The sequence below is a fragment of the Cyanobium sp. Alchichica 3B3-8F6 genome (assembly GCF_024346435.1).
Taxonomy (GTDB): Bacteria; Cyanobacteriota; Cyanobacteriia; order PCC-6307; family Cyanobiaceae; genus Cyanobium_A.
Genome location: NZ_JAGQCZ010000006.1, coordinates 104,980 through 121,667 on the forward strand (window position 1 = coordinate 104,980; position 16,688 = coordinate 121,667).

Below are 16,688 nucleotides of genomic sequence, written 5' to 3' on the forward strand. Positions count from 1 at the left end.
CTGAGACTGAAACCATTCGCCATTAGTGTGGCGAGGCAGCTCAGCCATCCCGTGCAACCGTCACAACTTGGTGGCAACGTGTCAGCAACTCCTGGCTTTAAGCCCGAGGTGCCAACCGTTGCCCGTGCGCCGCTACCGGGCTGAGCCATGGTTTACGCCTAGGGCCATCTGCGCTGGGCTTCAGATCACCGTGCCATCGGCGATGGTGCCATTTTTGACCACGACCACGATGCCGTTGCGGATATAGAAATTGAGCTCAGGCCGATCGGCCTCCTCAACGTGGTCCTTGTTGACGATGGTGACGTTGTTGCCGATGCGAACATTCTTATCAAGAATCGCGCGCTTCACTGTCGTGCCCTTACCCACGCCCATTGGAATTCCACCGCGCTCTCGCAACATCAACCGTTCTTCGGAAGACTCGAAATAATCAGCACCCATCACCAGGGTGTCCTGGAGCACCACTTCATCTTCGACTCGGGAGCGCACACCAAGGACGCAGTGGTGAATGCTGCAGGCCTTGAGCAAGGATCCTTCTCCGATGATCGAGGCCGTCACCTGGGCGTCCTGCATCTTGCTAGGGGGCAGATAGCGGGGACGGGTGTAGATCGGAAACTTCTCGTCGTAGAAGGAGAAGGCAGGGTTCGGTTGATCCGTCAGGGCCAGATTCGCCTCATAGAAGGCCCCAATGGTACCGATGTCCTCCCAATAGTCGTCGAAGAGGTAGCTGTGGAGCCGGTCGCCCCGCGCCAGTGAAGCCGGAATGATCTCCTTGCCAAAATCGGTAGCAGAGGGGTTGCTGGTCAGCAGATCAAACAGGGTCTCCCGGCTGAACACATAGATCCCCATCGAGGCCAGGTATGGGCGCTTAGCCGCTTCCTCGGCGGAGAGGCCCAGAGCCTGGGTGTCCACCTGCATGGCTTCAAGGGCCTGCCCCTTGGGCTTTTCGCGAAATTCTTGAATGCGACCATCGGACGTGGTGCGCATCAGGCCAAACCCTTCCGCCTGGGCTTGATCCACAGGCAAGGCCCCCACGCTCAGCTGGGCGCCGGTGTCGATGTGATGCTGCACAAAGCGGCTGTAATCCATCCGGTAGAGCTGGTCACCGGAAAGGATCAGGTAGTGATCCACATCCCACTCGTGGAACAGCCACTGGTATTTGCGCACGGCGTCAGCCGTGCCCTCAAACCAACTCGGGCTTTCAGGCGTTTGCTGGGCCGCCAAGACCTCAACAAATCCCTGGCCAAATCCAGCCGAGAGGTTGTAGCTCATCGTCAGGTGACGATTCAGCGAAGCACTATTGAACTGCGTTAAAACATAGATTTTGTTGATCTCTGAATTAATGCAGTTGCTGATCGGAATATCAATCAATCGGTATTTGCCAGCCAGCGGTACGGCTGGCTTGGCACGCATTTTGGTGAGCGGGTAGAGGCGCGTGCCGGCACCACCTCCCAAAATGATCGCCAGTACGCGTCTCATAACCTTTGCTGCCGGCGTCTCTCGACGCTGACCGTACTGGAGCAGCCCGCCTCAGCGCGACCCTTTGGATGATCGCCAGCACGAACTGTTGCAGAGCGAGTGGGTCTGTGATCAGCCCTCAGGGGGCTGTTCACGGAGCTCAAACAGCTCTTCGAGTATCCGCATGGCGCTGTGGCGCTGCTGACGTGGCTGGGGGGCCCGCAAATTTGTAACGGGGGTGTGCAGGATCTTGTTGATGATGCCTTTGCTAAGTGCCTCCACCACTTTTCGCTCGCGGGCGGAGAGGTCGGGGCCCATGCGGCTGAGGGCCTTCTGTAGCTCCTGTTCGCGGATGTCTTCGAGCTGTCGGCGCAGCCGGTTGACCACGGGCACGGCTTCCAGACCATCCCACCACTCGAGGAACAGCCTGGCTTCCTCCTCCAGCAGCTCCTGGGCTTCGGCGGCCATCTCTCGCCGGGCTTCCTGGTTGCGGTTCACCACCTCCTGCAGGTCATCCACGTCGTAGGACTGCACGCCTGGCAGTCCGGCCGTGTCTGCAGCGATGTTGCGGGGCACGCCGATGTCAATCAACATCAGGCTGGAGCGCCGGTTTAGGCCACTCAGACGCTCCGCCGTGATGATTGGCGTATCGGCGGCGGTGCTGGTGAACACCAGGGAACAGGTGCTGAGGCAATGGTCGAGGTCGCTTAAGGGACGACACTGCACCGGCAGGGCGGGAAAGTCTGCTGCGAGCAGCTCAGCCTTGCTGACGGTGCGGTTGAGCAGCACCACTCCACGGCAGCCCTTGGCCTGAAGGTGTTGCAGCAGCAGGCGGGCCATGCGGCCCGCACCCACCACCGCGACCTGCTCTTGGTCCAGGGGCACCAAATCGTCGGCACCGCGGCCCTGCCCCACTTTCAGCTGGGCCAGCTCGACGGCCGCTGAGCTGATGGAGACCGCACCAGTGCCCAGATTCGTTTCGGTGCGAACCCGCTTGCCGGTGCTCACCGCCTGGTTGAGCAGGCGGTTGAGAATCGGCCCCACGGAGCGGTGCTCTTGCCCAAGGCGCACCATCTTCTTCACCTGGGACAGGATCTGCCCCTCACCAAGCACAAGGGAGTCGAGGCCGGCGGAAACCCGCAGCAGGTGACCGATGGCCTCTTCGTGGTGGTAGGTGAACAGGTGGGGGGACAGCTCTTCGACCGCCAACCCGGAGATGTTGCTGAGAAAGGATCCGACCGCCGAAATACCCTGATCCGGATGGCGAAGCAGGGTGTAGATCTCCAGGCGATTGCAGGTGCTGAGGATCGACGCCTCCAGCACCTGCTCATCAGCCCGCAGCTGCTGAAGCGACGCCTCCATGCTTTGTTCCGGGATGCTGAGGCGCTCCCGGATCTCTACTGGAGCCGTGCGATGACTGAGGCCGACAACGGCGATGTGCATGGAGGCTGGCTCGTTTGCTCGTGCGACAGGGGAGTCAGCTGAGCGCGATGCTCTTCGCCCCATCCTTGATGTGGATGGTGTTGGTAAAACGGGCGGTGTTGTCCAGGGTGCTGATCACCAGTGAGCTGGTGCGGGTGCAGTCCTTCTCGAACTTCACGCCATGGAACAGCAGGCCATCGGTGATGCCACTGCCGGCGAACACCACGTTCTCACCGGAGGCCAGTTCCTCGGCCTCGTAGATCTTGTCAACGTCGGTGATGCCCATCTCGTTGAGGCGGGCGATATTGCCCTCCTTGGTGTAGTCAGCCCACTCGGAGGTTTGGGCGATGGCGGGGTCATACACCAGCTGACCCTGGAAGTGGCCGCCCAGGGCACGCATGGCGGCTGCGGAGATCACACCCTCGGGAGCGGCGCCGATGCCCATCAGGCAGTGGGTACCGGTGCCGGCGAACCCGCAGGCAATGGCGGCCTGGACATCACCGTCGGAAATCGGCTGCACCCGCGCGCCGGTGGCGCGAATCTCGGCGATGAGGTCTTTGTGGCGAGCACGATCCATCACCACGATGGTGAGCTCGCTCGCGGCCAGGCCGAGGCACTCGCTCAGGATCTTGATGTTTTCGGTGGCCGACTTGCGGATGTCCACCTTGCCCTTGGCTGCCGGGGGGGCCGCCAGCTTCTTCATGTAGAAGTCGGGGGCGTTGAACAGACCACCACGGTCGGACGCGGCAAGCACGGCCATCGAGCCGCGCTGGCTGTTGGCGCAGAGGTTGGTGCCTTCGCAGGGGTCCACGGCGAAATCCACGCCGGGGCCGGTGCCACTGCCGACCTCTTCTCCGATGTAGAGCATGGGAGCCTCGTCGCGCTCTCCTTCTCCGATCACGATGCGTCCTTGCATCTGGATCTGGCCCATGCGCTTGCGCATGGCTTCTACCGCCGCAGCGTCGGCCTCATCTTTTTTGCCCAAGCCGGTCAGTTCGGCGGAGGCGATGGCGGCTTGCTCAACGACCTCAAGAATTTCCTGGATGAGGGTGCGATCCACGGTGATCCGGCAGGGGAATTGGCTTCAGGGAATGGCGTTGGCCAGGCGGGACACGGGGTCAGAGTCCTGCTGCCGCTTGGCCTTTCGATGATGAAGCGCCTGCAACTGTATCAGTGAAAGCCGCCCCTTCCACAGGGCGCCAAACCGCCGCTCCTTAGAATCCCGCCACTCTTCTTGCGGTGACCCCAGCATGAGCACTAAGCCCCTGGTGATCTCCCCGTCGATTCTGTCCGCCGACTTCTCCCGTCTCGGTGATGACGTGCGTGCCGTCGACCAGGCCGGTGCCGACTGGATCCACATTGATGTGATGGATGGCCGTTTCGTGCCCAACATCACCATTGGACCCCTGATTGTCGAAGCCCTGCGTCCGGTCACCAGCAAAACCCTCGACGTTCACCTGATGATCGTTGAGCCCGAGAAATACGTCGCCGACTTCGCCAAAGCCGGGGCTGACATCATCTCCGTTCAGGTCGAAGCCTGCCCCCACCTGCACCGCAACCTGGCCCAAATCAAGGATCTGGGCAAGCTCGCCGGTGCAGTGCTGAACCCCAGCACACCCCTCGACACCCTCGAGTACTGCCTTGAGCTGTGCGACCTCGTGTTGATCATGAGCGTCAACCCTGGTTTTGGCGGTCAGAGCTTCATCGACAACCAGGTGCAGAAGATTCGTACTCTGCGCCGCCTGTGCGATGAGCGCGGTCTCGATCCCTGGATTGAGGTGGATGGCGGCATCAAGGCCGAAAACGCCTGGAAGGTGATTGAGGCCGGAGCCAATGCCATCGTCAGTGGCTCTGGCGTGTTCAACCAGCCCAACTACGCCGAAGCGATCACCGGCATTCGCAACAGCAAGCGTCCCGTGGCTGTGGCGGCTTGAGCAGCTGGGCTGGGTAGCGCGCTCACCAACATCTGCCCCCCTCATCGAGAGGGGGGCTTTTTGCTGGCTTGGGTTGCCGCATTCGCTGGGTTTGGCGCTGTGGAAACGCTTCAGCTCTCGAAGAACCAGCCGTAGCTGTGCAGACCGATGCCAAGCAGGTTGACGCCGATGTAGCAGACCACGATGACCACCAAGCCAGCGGCTGCCACCAGGGCTGGCTTACGGCCCTGCCAGCCTCGGATCAAGCGGGTGTGCAGGTAGGCGGCGTAGACGAGCCAGCAGATCAGGGCCCAGGTTTCCTTCGGGTCCCAGCTCCACCAGCTGCCCCAGGCTTCGTTGGCCCACACCGCCCCACTGACTAGACCCACCGAGAGCAACAGAAAGCCAACGGTGATGGTGCGGTAGCTGAGGGAATCGAGTTGCTCAGCAATCGGCATGACTACGCTGCTGAGCTGGAGTGGTGGAGAAGCGTTGCCCGCTCCTTCCGTGGCCGTGGCCAGTTGGGCTTGGCGGTACCCACCGCTGCCGATGGAGCTGCTGCGCAGCTTCAAAGTGTTGTGACGATCCGTAAACAGCACGGCCAGGGACAGCAGCGAGCCAACCAGCAGGGCTGCGTAGCTGAGCATGATCACGCTGACGTGCATCACCAGCCAGCTGGAGCGCAGCGCCGGCACCAGGGGAGAGGCTTCTTGCAGCCGATCGGGCAGGGCAAAGCTCGCGAATGCGACGCAGCCCAGGGCCATCGGCGTAGCCGCTGCCGGCACCAGCGGTGAGGGCCAGCTGCGTTCCACCAGCAACTGGGTGAGGGTGCACCCCCAGGCCAGGAAGCAGAGCGACTCGTAGAGGTTGCTGATTGGGAAGTGGCCGGACTCCCACCAACGCAGCACCAGCTGGGCGGTGAGGCAGAGGTTGGCCGCCGCCACCAGCAGCCGCACCAGCCCACTGTTTCGGCCACCACTCAACGACCAGAATGCCAGGGGCAGGACCAGCAGCAACAGGGCAAACGCCGTCAGGCCAAGGCCAAGCACCGGATCGTTTAACAGAGCGGGCACGGGCATCGCAGAAACCAGCACCCAGTTTGGCGAATCACCGGCAACCTCAGCGGCTGGCCTGGCGCAACAGATACATGCCGCCACCCAGACCAATCACCACGGGCAGCCAGGCTGAGAAATAGGGCGTGAGGATGCCCTTCACCCCGAGGGAACTGAACACAAAGGCCACGAGGTAGTAGCCGAAGATCAACAGGACACTGAGCCCAAACCCCTGGCTGCGGCTTCGGCGTGAGTGGGGTCGCACCCCCAGACTGCTGCCGATCAAGCCAAAGACCAGACACACAGCTGGGAAGGCGAATTTCTCCTGAATCCGCACCCTCAGTTTGCGGGCGCCCTGCAGATCACTGGCCTCGCGCAGCAGCCGTTCGGCGGTACGGGCCTGACCGATCGTCATGGAGTTGGAATCCTTGGGCAGCTTGGCCACCTGCAAGGGCTGACTACCGAGTGGGTAGAGGTAGCGGTCGAAATCCCCTGACGTTGTGGAGCTGTTCGATCCCTCGGTGACACCAAACACATGGCCATCAAGGAATTCCCACTGGGCGTCGGGCTCGCTCCAACGGGCTCGATCGGCACTGAGCAGCACCCGTTGATCCCGCCGCGACAGATCGAGCAGGGTGACCCGCTCCATCACGCCTTTGTTGAAGCGCTGGGCATAGAAAAAGTGGGTCAGCCCCCGCTCGGTGCTGCCATCGTCAGCCTGAATCTCACCGTATTTAGAGAACATCACGTTGTCCTTCTGCTCCCCGGCCACCGCGCGGCCGATCGCCCGGTTTAAAACTGTTTTGGCCTCCAGCAGTGTCCTCGGCACGATGGCCTCGTTGAAGGTGAAGGTGAGCAGGGTCATCACAAGGGCGACGGCCACCGCCGGCATCACCATCCGCCAGGTCGCCACCCCCACGCTGCGCAGGGCGGTCAGCTCACTGTTGCCCGAGAGCTTGGAGTAGGTGAGCAGGGTGGCCATCAGGGTGGCCATCGGGAAGGAGAGCACCAGAAACGACGGCAGCTCAAGCACCAGCACCCGCAGCGCCACGTCGAGGGGCAGGCCGGATTCAGCCACCCGCCGCACCAGTTCAAACACCGCTCCCACCGACAGGGAGACAGCTGTGAAGGCTGCGATGCCAAAAACCAGTGGGCCGATCAACTCAGACAGCAGCCAGCGGTCGATCAGGGGCAGCCGGCCCCAGGGACGCAACAGTTGGCGGCGGAAGCGAAGGGTCCAGCTCATAGACGGAATGACTCGCCGAGATAGTGACGACGCACCAGGGGGTCGGATCCCACCTGTTCGGAGCTGCCCGAGGCCAGGATGGAACCTTCCGAGAGGATGTAGGCCCGATCAGTGATGGCCAGGGTCTCGCGCACGTTGTGGTCGGTGATCAACAAACCCATACCCCGGCTCCGCAGCTGGTCGATCAACTGCTGCAGATCTGACACGGCGATTGGGTCGACCCCGGCGAAGGGCTCATCAAGCAGGAGGTAGCGCGGACCTTCCACCCCCACCGCCAGGGCCCGGGCCACCTCACAGCGGCGGCGCTCTCCACCGGAGAGCTGATAGCCCTTGCGGTGCTGAAAGGCCGTGAGGTGGAAATCTTCAATCAAGCCCTCAAGGCGCTCGCGACGCAGTTCAACTGGGGTGCCACTTTCCTGCAAGGCCAGGCTGAGGTTGTCGCGCACGCTCAACTGACGAAACACGCTTGGCTCCTGGGGGAGGTAGCCGATGCCGAGCCGGGCCCGTTGGGGCATCGGCAACTGTTCAATCTTCAGGCCATCCAAGGACACCCGGCCGGAATCTGGACGTAGCAGACCCGTAACCAGTCCGAAGGTGGTGGTCTTGCCGGCGCCGTTAGGGCCCAGCAGGCCCACCACTTCACCGGGCTCGAGCTGCAAGGACACATGGTTCACCAACAACCGGCCGCTGATGGCCAGCACCACATCAACCAACTCCAGGCTCATGGCTGGGAACCCGGCTGCGACTGCGGAGCATTGAGTCGGTAGTGGGTGATCACCTGATCGCCCGGCGCTGGTTCAGCCACGATCCGCTCACGCTCCACCAGGTAAACCAGTCGCTCAGCCCGAATGCTGTGACCGGTGTCCTGAACCACATCGACATCGCCGCTGAGCACCACCCGCCCCTCACGGCTGAAGTACTGCGCCTGGCGTGCGGTGGCCACAACCCGTTGATCCGGATAGACGATGCGCACGTTGCCCGTGGCAGTGACGACGCCGGTGGTGTTGTCGGCTTTCTGCAGGTCGGACTCGATCGTGACCAAACCACTGGTGGGGGTGATGGACCCAGGGGCACTAGGCGGGAGATCGGCAGCTGCCGCGGATGCAGCCGAGGTTGCGCCGGCGAGGCAGGCCATCAGGCTGACCACCACCGGGAGGGGCCACGGGCGCAGAGGGGAAACGAGCAACAGCTGGGGCCCAAGAGGCTCTCGCATCAATCTACAGAGCAGTGCTGCGCTTGCGCCGCAAGCAATCTCGGCCACTCCAGCCCCTCCAGCGAGCGCTCCTCCTGCAGGGCCCGCAGCCGCTGGCTAGCGCACTCGCGCAGGGCGGTGAGGTTCAGGCCCAGCGCCCCATCTGCGACGCCCTGCAGCCTGCCCAGCCCTTCGCCCATGAGGATCGTGGCCCCCCGGAGGTTGCCGCGCTCGAGGTGCAGCTCTGCCACGGCGATCTGCAAAATGCCCTGGAGCGCCGGACGCATGACTCCCGCCGTCTCATGCCAGAGGGCTTCGAAGCCGTCGTGGCAGGCGTACCAGTCGCTGGCATTGAACAGGGCGATGGCCTCCTCAAGACGCGGATCGGCCATCAACGCCTGTTCTTCGAGGTCGAGGGGCACCGATCAGCGCTTGGCTGCCTTCTTAGAAGGCAGCTTGCGCAGGCGAATCGATTCAGGGGTGACCTCGAGCATTTCATCGGGACCGATGTATTCGAGGGCCCGCTCCAGGGTCATCTGGATCGGTGCCTGCAGGGTGTCGAGCACCTCAGCGCCGGCGGAGCGGATGTTGGTCACCTGCTTTGCCTTGCAGACGTTGAGCTCGAGATCGGGCGGACGGTTGTGCTCACCCACGATCATCCCCTTGTACACCTTGGTGCCAGGAGTGATGAAGAACTGACCGCGATCTTCGGCTCCCTTAAGGGCATAGAAGGTGGACGTGCCCTCCTCGAAAGCAATCAGAACGCCGTTGCGGCGGTTGTCCATATCGCCCTGCATGGGCCGGTAGTCGAGGAAGGAGTGGCTCATGATTCCTTCGCCGCGGGTGGCGCGGATGAATTCGCCACGGAAGCCGATCAGGCCCCGAGCTGGCACCACGAACTCCAGCTGGGTGCGGCCGTCGTTGGTGTTCTCCATGTTCTGCATCTCGGCCTTGCGCACGCCGAGCTTCTCGATGCAGGCGCCCACCGACTCCTCGGGCACATCGAGCACAAGGGTTTCGTAGGGCTCGGAGGGGGTGCCGTCGATGGTGCGGAAGATCACCTGGGGCTGGGACACCTGGAACTCATAGCCCTCACGGCGCATCGTTTCGATCAGGATGCCGAGGTGCAGCTCACCGCGGCCGCTAACGGCCCAGCGGTCGGGTGAATCGGTGTCTTCGACCCGCAGGGCCACGTTGGTGAGCAGTTCCTTCTGCAGGCGATCCCGCACTTGGCGGCTGGTGACAAACTTGCCCTCCTTGCCGGCGAACGGCGAATCGTTGATGACAAAAGTCATCTGCAGGGTGGGCTCGTCCACCCGGATCAGGGGCAGGGCCTCCGGGTGATCGGGGCAGGCGATGGTTTCGCCGATATTGACCTCATCAAAACCGGCCACGGCCACGAGGTCACCGGCACGAGCCTCCTGGATCTCCACCCGTTGCAGGCCCTGGAAACCGAGCAACTTGCTGATGCGACTGCGTTTGATGCTGCCGTCATCACGGATCAGGGCCGCAGGCTGACCCGCCTTGATCGTGCCGTTGTGGATGCGGCCGATCATGATCCGGCCGAGAAAATCCGAGTAATCGAGGGTGGTCACCTGCAGTTGCAGGGGCTTCTCGGGGTCCCCGACCGGGGGCGGAACGTGCCGCAAAATGGCTTCGAACAGCGGCAACATGTTGTCGCTCTCGGTTTTCATGTCTGGCTTGGCGTAGCCACCCATGCCACTACCAAACAGGTAGGGGAAATCGCACTGGTCGTCGTCGGCACCCAGTTCCAGGAACAGATCAAGCACCTTGTCGACCGCCACCTCAGGGTCAACCCGGGCCCGGTCAATCTTGTTGACGAACACGATCGGCCTCAGGCCCTTCTCCAGGGCCTTCTTGAGCACAAAACGGGTCTGGGGCATTGGGCCCTCGTTGGCGTCCACGATCAGCAGACAGCCATCCACCATGCCCAGCACCCGCTCCACCTCGCCGCCAAAGTCGGCGTGGCCCGGGGTGTCGACGATGTTGATGCGAATCCCGTCGTAATCAACAGCCGTGTTCTTCGACAGGATGGTGATGCCGCGTTCGCGCTCCAGATCATTGGAGTCCATCACACAGGTGGGAACAGCCTCTCCTTCGCGGAAGATGCCCGACTGGGTGAGCAGGGCATCCACCAACGTGGTTTTGCCGTGGTCAACGTGGGCGATGATCGCAATGTTGCGAATGGGCGTGCCTGTGTGTGCGCCGCTCATATAAATAAAGGTCCTACTGAGTACTTGATGGCCGTACGTTTTAAGTACGTTGACTTGAAGTTTATGTAGACGGAACGGGATGCGGAACGTTTACGAAGACTTGAAGCCAGCACTCAACTCTATCCCACGCCCTTGCCGCTTCTGAGGCTGCCGCGGGTCACGCCGAGGCGGCTGTCGAGCTGCTCCCGTTGCCAGAGGCTGCGGCCGCTGATCTCGCCGCGCAGCGCAGCGGCGTATTGCTCCACCCGCTGACGGGCCTGGGCAGCGGATTCCTGCAGGAGTTCGACTCGGAGGTGGCGCACTCCGCCACGGCGCAGCTGGGGAAGGGCCTCGGCGGCAGTTTGGGCTTTGCCGTTGAACAGCGTGTTGCGGCAACCGAAGTCGGCCAGCAGGGGGTGCTCACTGCCGCTGCGATCCCGCAGCACCACGGTGTGTTGCTCACAGGGGCGACCGCAATCGGTATGGTCGTGGCCCTCCGAAAGGAAGGCGCAGAAGAGGCAGTGCTCCATGTGGAACAGGGGCATGTGCTGATGCACCGTCACCTCCACACGCTCAGGGGGGCAGCCCTGGAGCAAGACCAGCAACTGCGGCAGATCCAGGTCGTAGCTGGCGGTGATCCGCTGCAAGCCCCAACGTTCAAGAAACCACGCTGCGGTGAGCGGATTGGCGACGTTCAAGGAAAAATCGCCATTGCAGGGGGCCAGGGGTGTGAGGGCTTCCAATTGATCGGCATTGCGCACCAGGTAGCCATCGGGGCGAGCCCGGAGCAGCGGCTCGAGCGTCCAGCGCTCATCCGGTCGGGTGATGCGCGGCCCCGCCAGCCAGATGCCCTGGGGCCAGCAGCCCCGCCCGATCGCCACCGCCTCCCGCAGATCAGCGGGTTGCTCCAGGTCGGCGATCACCGCCGCCACCGGCTGATCTCGCAAGGCTCGCAGCTGCTCCAGCGTGCGAACCAGCACCACCAACTCGGGGCCTGGATCCGCACCCACCGGGGTTATCTCGCGCGGTTCGACGGCGGCCAGCTGCTGCAGAACAGCCTCGAGTTCGGCGCAGGGTTCAGACGGCTCGTCCGATCCAGCCAGCCCGGGATCCGGCTCCAGCGCCGCCAGCTGATCCACCAGCTCACGCCGCAGCTGGTTGAGCTGGGCCATGGGCAGAAACAGTTCGCCGTCGAGCGCGAGCTCCAGGCCCTCCAGGGTCCAACAGGTGCCGCCGAGCCGGCCAAGCTGGGTCTCCAGCCGCTCCCGATTGAGAGACTGGCCGGTTGCAACCTGCAGCGCTGAGGCAGAGCACAGCAAAAGGGAACCGGTGCAATCGGGCGGCAGGCCCTCGGCTGCGAGCACCCGCACCTCGAGGGGTTGGCCCACCTGACCGCTCACCTGGAGGTGCAGCAGCCGGCTACGCTCCGGCACGCTCTGGCTGGCCAGCCGCTGCCAATGGCGCTCCAGGCTGGGGTCACTGGTGAGCCAGCAGGGGCTGCCGGGCCGGAAGCCAAGACCGTCGACCCGGCCAGGTCCAAGCCGAATCGCCAGGCGCTCGCCCGGCCGCTGCTGCACCGCCATCACCCGCCCCCCCACCTCCGATGGGGCCTCCAAGGGATCGGCACCAGCAGCTTCAAACACCAGCCCATCGCCGGGCTTGAGGGCCTCGCGGGTGTCCACGATCCACCATCCCCCCTGCGGATCCCAGTGCTCGAGCACGCCGATCCGGGGCCCGCGCTTCTTGCTCCAACGGCCATGCACCAGGGCCCGGTGGTTGATGCCCGCCAACCAACCAGTGGACAGGCCCCGCGAGAAGCTCAGCTCCAGGGAGCGGCGTTGCTCGGCGGGCAGGGCGCCTGGGTCGCTGCCCGCGGCGAGCCGATCGAGGTTCTGTCGGTAGGCATCGGTGACGGCCGCCACATAGCTGGCGTCCTTCAGGCGCCCCTCAATCTTGAGGCTGGCAATCCCGATCGCCTGGAGTTGGGGCAGCAACTCCCAGGCCGCCAGATCCTGGGGTGAGAGCAAATAGCGCTGGTCGTGCAGGTCGCGCTCCTCGCCATCAACAATCAGCTGATAGGGCAGGCGGCAGGCCTGGGCGCATTCACCCCGATTGGCGCTGCGCTGGCCGAGGGCTTCGCTGGTGAGGCATTGGCCCGAATAAGCTACGCACAGGGCCCCGTGCACGAAAACCTCCAGCGGCATGGCCAGCTGGCGCTGCTGCAGCTGGTGCTGCAGACGCCCCAAGTCGGTGAGGGTCAGCTCGCGGGCCAGCACCACCCGCTCACACCCCAGCGCGGCGGCCTGGGCCACGCCGGCGGCGCTGGTGATCGACATCTGAGTCGATCCATGGATTGCCAATTGAGGCGCCAGGGCTTGGGCCAGACGGGCGAGGCCGATGTCCTGAACGATCAGCGCATCCACCCCCGCCGCCGCAGCCGACTGCACCAGCGCTGCGGCTTCGCCCAGTTCGTCGCTAAACACCAGCACGTTGACGGTGAGGAAACCCTTGACCCCGCGCTGGTGCAGCCAGTGCATCACCTCCGCCAGTTCGGCGACCCGAAAATTGGCCGCACGCATGCGGGCGTTGAACGCCTCCACACCGAAATAAACGGCATCGGCACCGTTGGCCACCGCGGCCCGCAGCGCCTCCCAGTTGCCCGCCGGTGCCAGCAGTTCGGGAACGGGCACCATCAGCGGGCCAACCGCTGCGCCGGCTCAAACACCTGGAGTGCCTCGGCGCTGCCTTCAAAGCGCCAATGCCAGGGCTCGTAGCTCACCCCCTGGGCGTTGCCGCGAGGAAAGGAGAGGGTGAAGTGATAACGAGCCGCATGGGCTTGGAGCCAGGCAAACGCCTCGGTTTGGTCGAAGGCTGGGGAGAGGTTGGTGGCCGGAGTGCGACCGTCACCCAGATCGACCGCATAGCCGGTGCTGTGCTCGGAAAAGCCTGGAGGAGCACTGACCATCGCCCGCTCGCGCGCACTCTGATTGCGCTCGGATTTCACACCAAAAAACAGATCGTTCTGGAGCGTGATTGAGCGGAAGGCACTCAGCACCACCAGCTCGACCCCACTGCTGGCCGCATCCCGCTGCATGGCCAGGAGGGAGACGGCGGCGTCTCGGTGCAACGACAGGCCTGGAGCCACCGCGACCTGGTCGGAGGGGGCCAGTTCCGGGTAGGGGAAATGGCCCAGCAGCCTCCCATCGGGGCCCGTGCGGGCATTCAGGCCCTTGATTGGCTGTGGCGCCAACAGGCCCTGCAGGGGCTGGGGCCGCCACAGCAGCAGCACAACCAAGCCCAGCAGGAGCGACCCGGTGGCCACCGTGAGCCGCAGTAACCAGCGATTGGCCGGAGATCCCGGGCGCGCAGAGCGACGCGCCACGGGAATGTCCTCCAGGCCGCCAGCCTGCAACAGCCCATCCTGATCAGGGGGGCGCCTCTTGGGGCTACTAAGGGGGTTGCGACGGGTCACGCGGGTCCCCTGTCTGGCACCAATCAACAGCCCTGGAAACGGGAGCAGTAAAGATCCTAGGCGGGGCATGCGGATTGGCCCTCAAAAGGCTGCTCAGCAGTGTTAGCTTCCGAGCCACATCCTTCCTGGCGGAGCGGTTTTCCGATGTTGCGTGTGGCAGTGGTGGGTGGCGGCCCCAGTGGTTCCTGTGCGGCCGAAGTGCTTGCCAAGGCCGGCATCGAAACCTGGATCTTTGAACGCAAGCTGGACAATGCCAAGCCCTGTGGCGGGGCGATTCCCCTCTGCATGGTCAGCGAGTTCGACCTGCCGGAGTCGATCATCGACCGCAAGGTCCGCAACATGAAAATGATCTCCCCCTCCAACCGGGAGGTGGACATCAACCTTGAGAACGCTGACGAGTACATCGGCATGTGCCGGCGGGAGGTGATGGACGCCTTCCTGCGCGACCGCGCCGCCGATCTGGGCGCTCACCTGGTCAACGGTCTGGTCACCAAGATCGACACGGGCGCCAATCGCCAGGGCCCCTACACCCTCACCTACTCCGATTACGCCTCGGGTGAGGCCACCGGAGAAACCAAGACCCTCGAAGTGGATCTGATCGTGGGCGCCGATGGCGCCAACAGCCGCGTGGCCAAGGCCATGGATGCCGGCGACTACAACGTGGCCATCGCCTTCCAGGAGCGGATCAAACTGCCTCCCGAGGAGATGAAGTATTACGAGAACCTCGCCGAGATGTACGTCGGCACCGATGTCTCTCCCGATTTCTACGCCTGGGTTTTCCCCAAGTACGACCACGTGGCCGTGGGCACCGGCACGATGCAACAGAACCAGGGCTTGATCAAAAGCCTGCAGGAAGGCATCCGTGAGCGGGCCAAGAAGCGCCTGGTCAATGGCGAAGTGATCAAGGTGGAAGCCCATCCGATTCCTGAGCATCCCCGCCCGCGTCGGGTGGTGGGCCGCATGGCCCTGGTGGGTGATGCCGCCGGCTATGTGACCAAGAGCTCGGGCGAAGGCATCTACTTCGCAGCCAAGAGCGGCCGGATGTGCGCTGAGCAAATCGTTGAGGCCAGCGCCGGTGGCACCAAGGTGCCCAGTGAAGCCGATCTCAAAAAATATTTGAAGAAGTGGGATCGCCAGTACGGCGCCACCTACAAGGTGCTGGAACTGCTGCAAAATATCTTCTACCGCAACGATGCGGCCCGGGAGGCCTTCGTGGAGATGTGCGATGACAAGGACGTGCAGCGCCTCACCTTCGACAGCTACCTCTACAAGCGGGTGGTGCTGATGAATCCCTGGCAGCAGCTGAAGCTCACCCTGCTCACCCTGGGTTCAGTGCTGCGCGGCAACGCCCTGGCGCCCCAGGGCTACAAGCCTGTCGATAGCGCCGTGCGGAATGAGGCTGAAGTCAACGCCATGCTTGCCGTGAGCACCATCAAGGGGGGCATCAAAGTGCGAACCAAGCCGACCGCGGCCGAACGGAGCAATGCTTCCGAAGCTGGAGAAGAAGAGCGCGAGCCCGTTCTGGCAGGCAAGGGCTGAGCGCAGGTCTCAGCTGACAGCCTCAGGCTTGCTGGAGGGTGATCAACCGACCTGCCTCATCGACCCAGAGGATGTAGGTGAAACAGGTGGAGAAATCTGCAAATCGCAGCAGCCGGCTTGTGGCGAGTCGTTCGGCGTTGGCCGTGTGGCAGGCCCGCAACCTGTAGTTGGGGATCCGCTCGCAGAGGTGGTGAATGCTGTGGAAGGAAATGTCCGCCAAAAACCAGTTCAGCAGGGGGGGCACATCCAGATTGCTGCTGCCCTCCAGCGCCCCCCGCAAATAGCTCCAACCGTCGCTGCCACTGGCGTAGGAGCCCTCAAAATTGTGCTGCACAAAGAAAATGCACAGGAAGATGGCCGCTGACAGGGTCATCACCAGCAGATAGCAGGCCCAGAAGAGGCCATGGCCGAGCCAGGCTCCCATCAGCCACCAGCTGCTGAGCACCACCACGTTGTTGGCCACCAGCTCGCGGCATTCCCCGGCGGTGTACCAATGACTGGACTGGAAATCGCGACTCAGGGCGGGCAGGTCGACGACACCTGAAACACCACGGCTGCCGAGGTGGGCGGCCATGGCGCTGAGCCATTCAGCCAGGCCCTGCAGCAACTGCAACCGTGGCCGGATCAACAGGTAGTAGCCGCCACCGGGCAGCAGCATCAATGGATGGCGGCTGAGTCCATAGAGCCAGCGCTGCCTTGGCGCAAGAGCGAGGTAGGCGTTCCGGGTGAGCAGAGCTGATGGTCCGCGGTAGCGGTCCCAATTGCCATTGTGTTGATGGTGAAAGGCATGCCCCCGTGCCCAGGGGTGCTGGGGAATCGCATTGAGACAGCCCAACAGGAAGCCGACCGGTCGATTCAGCCAACGGGAGCGGAACAGGGAATCGTGGCCGCAGTCGTGCATCAGCGCGAAGGAGCGGGCTGAGAAGAGCACCAGCAGAACCAGCACCGGCAGAAGCAGGAGCCGGAGGCCCGATCCAGCCTGAGCCAGCGGCTGAACGCATGCCCACAGCACGGCCGTGGGCACGAGGGTGTTGAGCAGCTGCCAGAAGGCGATGCGGTCGTCGGGGCTGCGGAAGGCCTCCAGCTGAAAGTCGCTGCGGCGTAAGGGTTGAACCGGCATCGTGGCCTGTTCAGATGAGAGACGAGTCAGGCGAAAACCCCGGTCTGAACAGGCATCAGGTAGG

Annotated in this window: 14 protein-coding genes; 2 read left to right on the forward strand and 12 right to left on the reverse strand. The window is 63.5% G+C overall.

The features are described from left to right. Window positions 1–180: 180 nt before the first annotated feature. From KBY65_RS06780 to glpX, 3 genes are all read right to left on the reverse strand, one after another. Window positions 181–1,476 carry a glucose-1-phosphate adenylyltransferase gene (locus tag KBY65_RS06780; RefSeq protein ID WP_255000959.1) on the reverse strand — a complete coding sequence of 432 codons (1,296 nt, stop codon included), beginning with the start codon at window positions 1,474–1,476 and terminating at the stop codon, window positions 181–183. 111 nt (window positions 1,477–1,587) lie between these two features. After that, window positions 1,588–2,898, reverse strand: coding sequence for a glutamyl-tRNA reductase (locus KBY65_RS06785; protein ID WP_094559602.1), 1,311 nt, complete (start codon window positions 2,896–2,898; stop codon window positions 1,588–1,590). Between the two features lie 34 nt (window positions 2,899–2,932). Further along, a complete protein-coding gene (gene glpX, locus KBY65_RS06790; RefSeq protein ID WP_094559601.1) occupies window positions 2,933–3,937 on the reverse strand; it encodes a class II fructose-bisphosphatase in 1,005 nt (334 codons plus the stop codon). A 190-nt stretch (window positions 3,938–4,127) separates the two neighbouring features. Between glpX and rpe the strand changes: the two genes are divergently transcribed. After that, complete coding sequence (rpe, locus tag KBY65_RS06795) at window positions 4,128–4,811, forward strand: ribulose-phosphate 3-epimerase (RefSeq protein ID WP_094559600.1); 684 nt, start codon at window positions 4,128–4,130, stop codon at window positions 4,809–4,811. 110 nt (window positions 4,812–4,921) lie between these two features. Here the strand turns inward: rpe and ccsB are convergent, their stop codons facing one another. From ccsB to KBY65_RS06835, 8 genes are all read right to left on the reverse strand, one after another. Continuing rightward, a complete protein-coding gene (gene ccsB, locus KBY65_RS06800) occupies window positions 4,922–5,869 on the reverse strand; it encodes a c-type cytochrome biogenesis protein CcsB (RefSeq protein ID WP_255000962.1) in 948 nt (315 codons plus the stop codon). A gap of 40 nt (window positions 5,870–5,909) precedes the next feature. Further along, window positions 5,910–7,088, reverse strand: coding sequence for an LptF/LptG family permease (locus KBY65_RS06805; protein WP_255000963.1), 1,179 nt, complete (start codon window positions 7,086–7,088; stop codon window positions 5,910–5,912). Then, window positions 7,085–7,813, reverse strand: coding sequence for an LPS export ABC transporter ATP-binding protein (gene lptB, locus KBY65_RS06810; RefSeq protein ID WP_094559598.1), 729 nt, complete (start codon window positions 7,811–7,813; stop codon window positions 7,085–7,087). The genes KBY65_RS06805 and lptB overlap by 4 nt, the downstream gene beginning before the upstream one ends. Continuing rightward, the gene (locus tag KBY65_RS06815) at window positions 7,810–8,274 is read right to left on the reverse strand and encodes an LptA/OstA family protein (protein WP_233128470.1); all 465 of its coding nucleotides are present in this window, start codon (window positions 8,272–8,274) and stop codon (window positions 7,810–7,812) included. The genes lptB and KBY65_RS06815 overlap by 4 nt, the downstream gene beginning before the upstream one ends. Before the next feature lie 26 nt (window positions 8,275–8,300). Continuing rightward, window positions 8,301–8,702, reverse strand: a complete 402-nt coding sequence (locus KBY65_RS06820) for a DUF309 domain-containing protein (protein ID WP_409996628.1) — start codon at window positions 8,700–8,702, stop codon at window positions 8,301–8,303. A 3-nt stretch (window positions 8,703–8,705) separates the two neighbouring features. After that, window positions 8,706–10,514, reverse strand: a complete 1,809-nt coding sequence (gene typA, locus KBY65_RS06825) for a translational GTPase TypA (RefSeq protein ID WP_255000965.1) — start codon at window positions 10,512–10,514, stop codon at window positions 8,706–8,708. A gap of 119 nt (window positions 10,515–10,633) precedes the next feature. Continuing rightward, window positions 10,634–13,186, reverse strand: a complete 2,553-nt coding sequence (locus KBY65_RS06830; protein ID WP_255000966.1) for a U32 family peptidase — start codon at window positions 13,184–13,186, stop codon at window positions 10,634–10,636. Continuing rightward, window positions 13,186–13,890, reverse strand: coding sequence for a D-alanyl-D-alanine carboxypeptidase family protein (locus KBY65_RS06835; protein WP_255000997.1), 705 nt, complete (start codon window positions 13,888–13,890; stop codon window positions 13,186–13,188). The genes KBY65_RS06830 and KBY65_RS06835 overlap by 1 nt, the downstream gene beginning before the upstream one ends. Before the next feature lie 219 nt (window positions 13,891–14,109). Here KBY65_RS06835 and chlP point away from each other — a divergent pair, with 219 nt between their 5' ends. Further along, window positions 14,110–15,504 carry a geranylgeranyl reductase gene (chlP, locus tag KBY65_RS06840; RefSeq protein WP_094559595.1) on the forward strand — a complete coding sequence of 465 codons (1,395 nt, stop codon included), beginning with the start codon at window positions 14,110–14,112 and terminating at the stop codon, window positions 15,502–15,504. A 22-nt stretch (window positions 15,505–15,526) separates the two neighbouring features. On the opposite strand, the gene KBY65_RS06845 is transcribed toward chlP, so the two are convergent. Further along, window positions 15,527–16,624 carry a fatty acid desaturase gene (locus KBY65_RS06845; RefSeq protein ID WP_255000967.1) on the reverse strand — a complete coding sequence of 366 codons (1,098 nt, stop codon included), beginning with the start codon at window positions 16,622–16,624 and terminating at the stop codon, window positions 15,527–15,529. Between the last annotated feature and the right edge of the window lie 64 nt (window positions 16,625–16,688).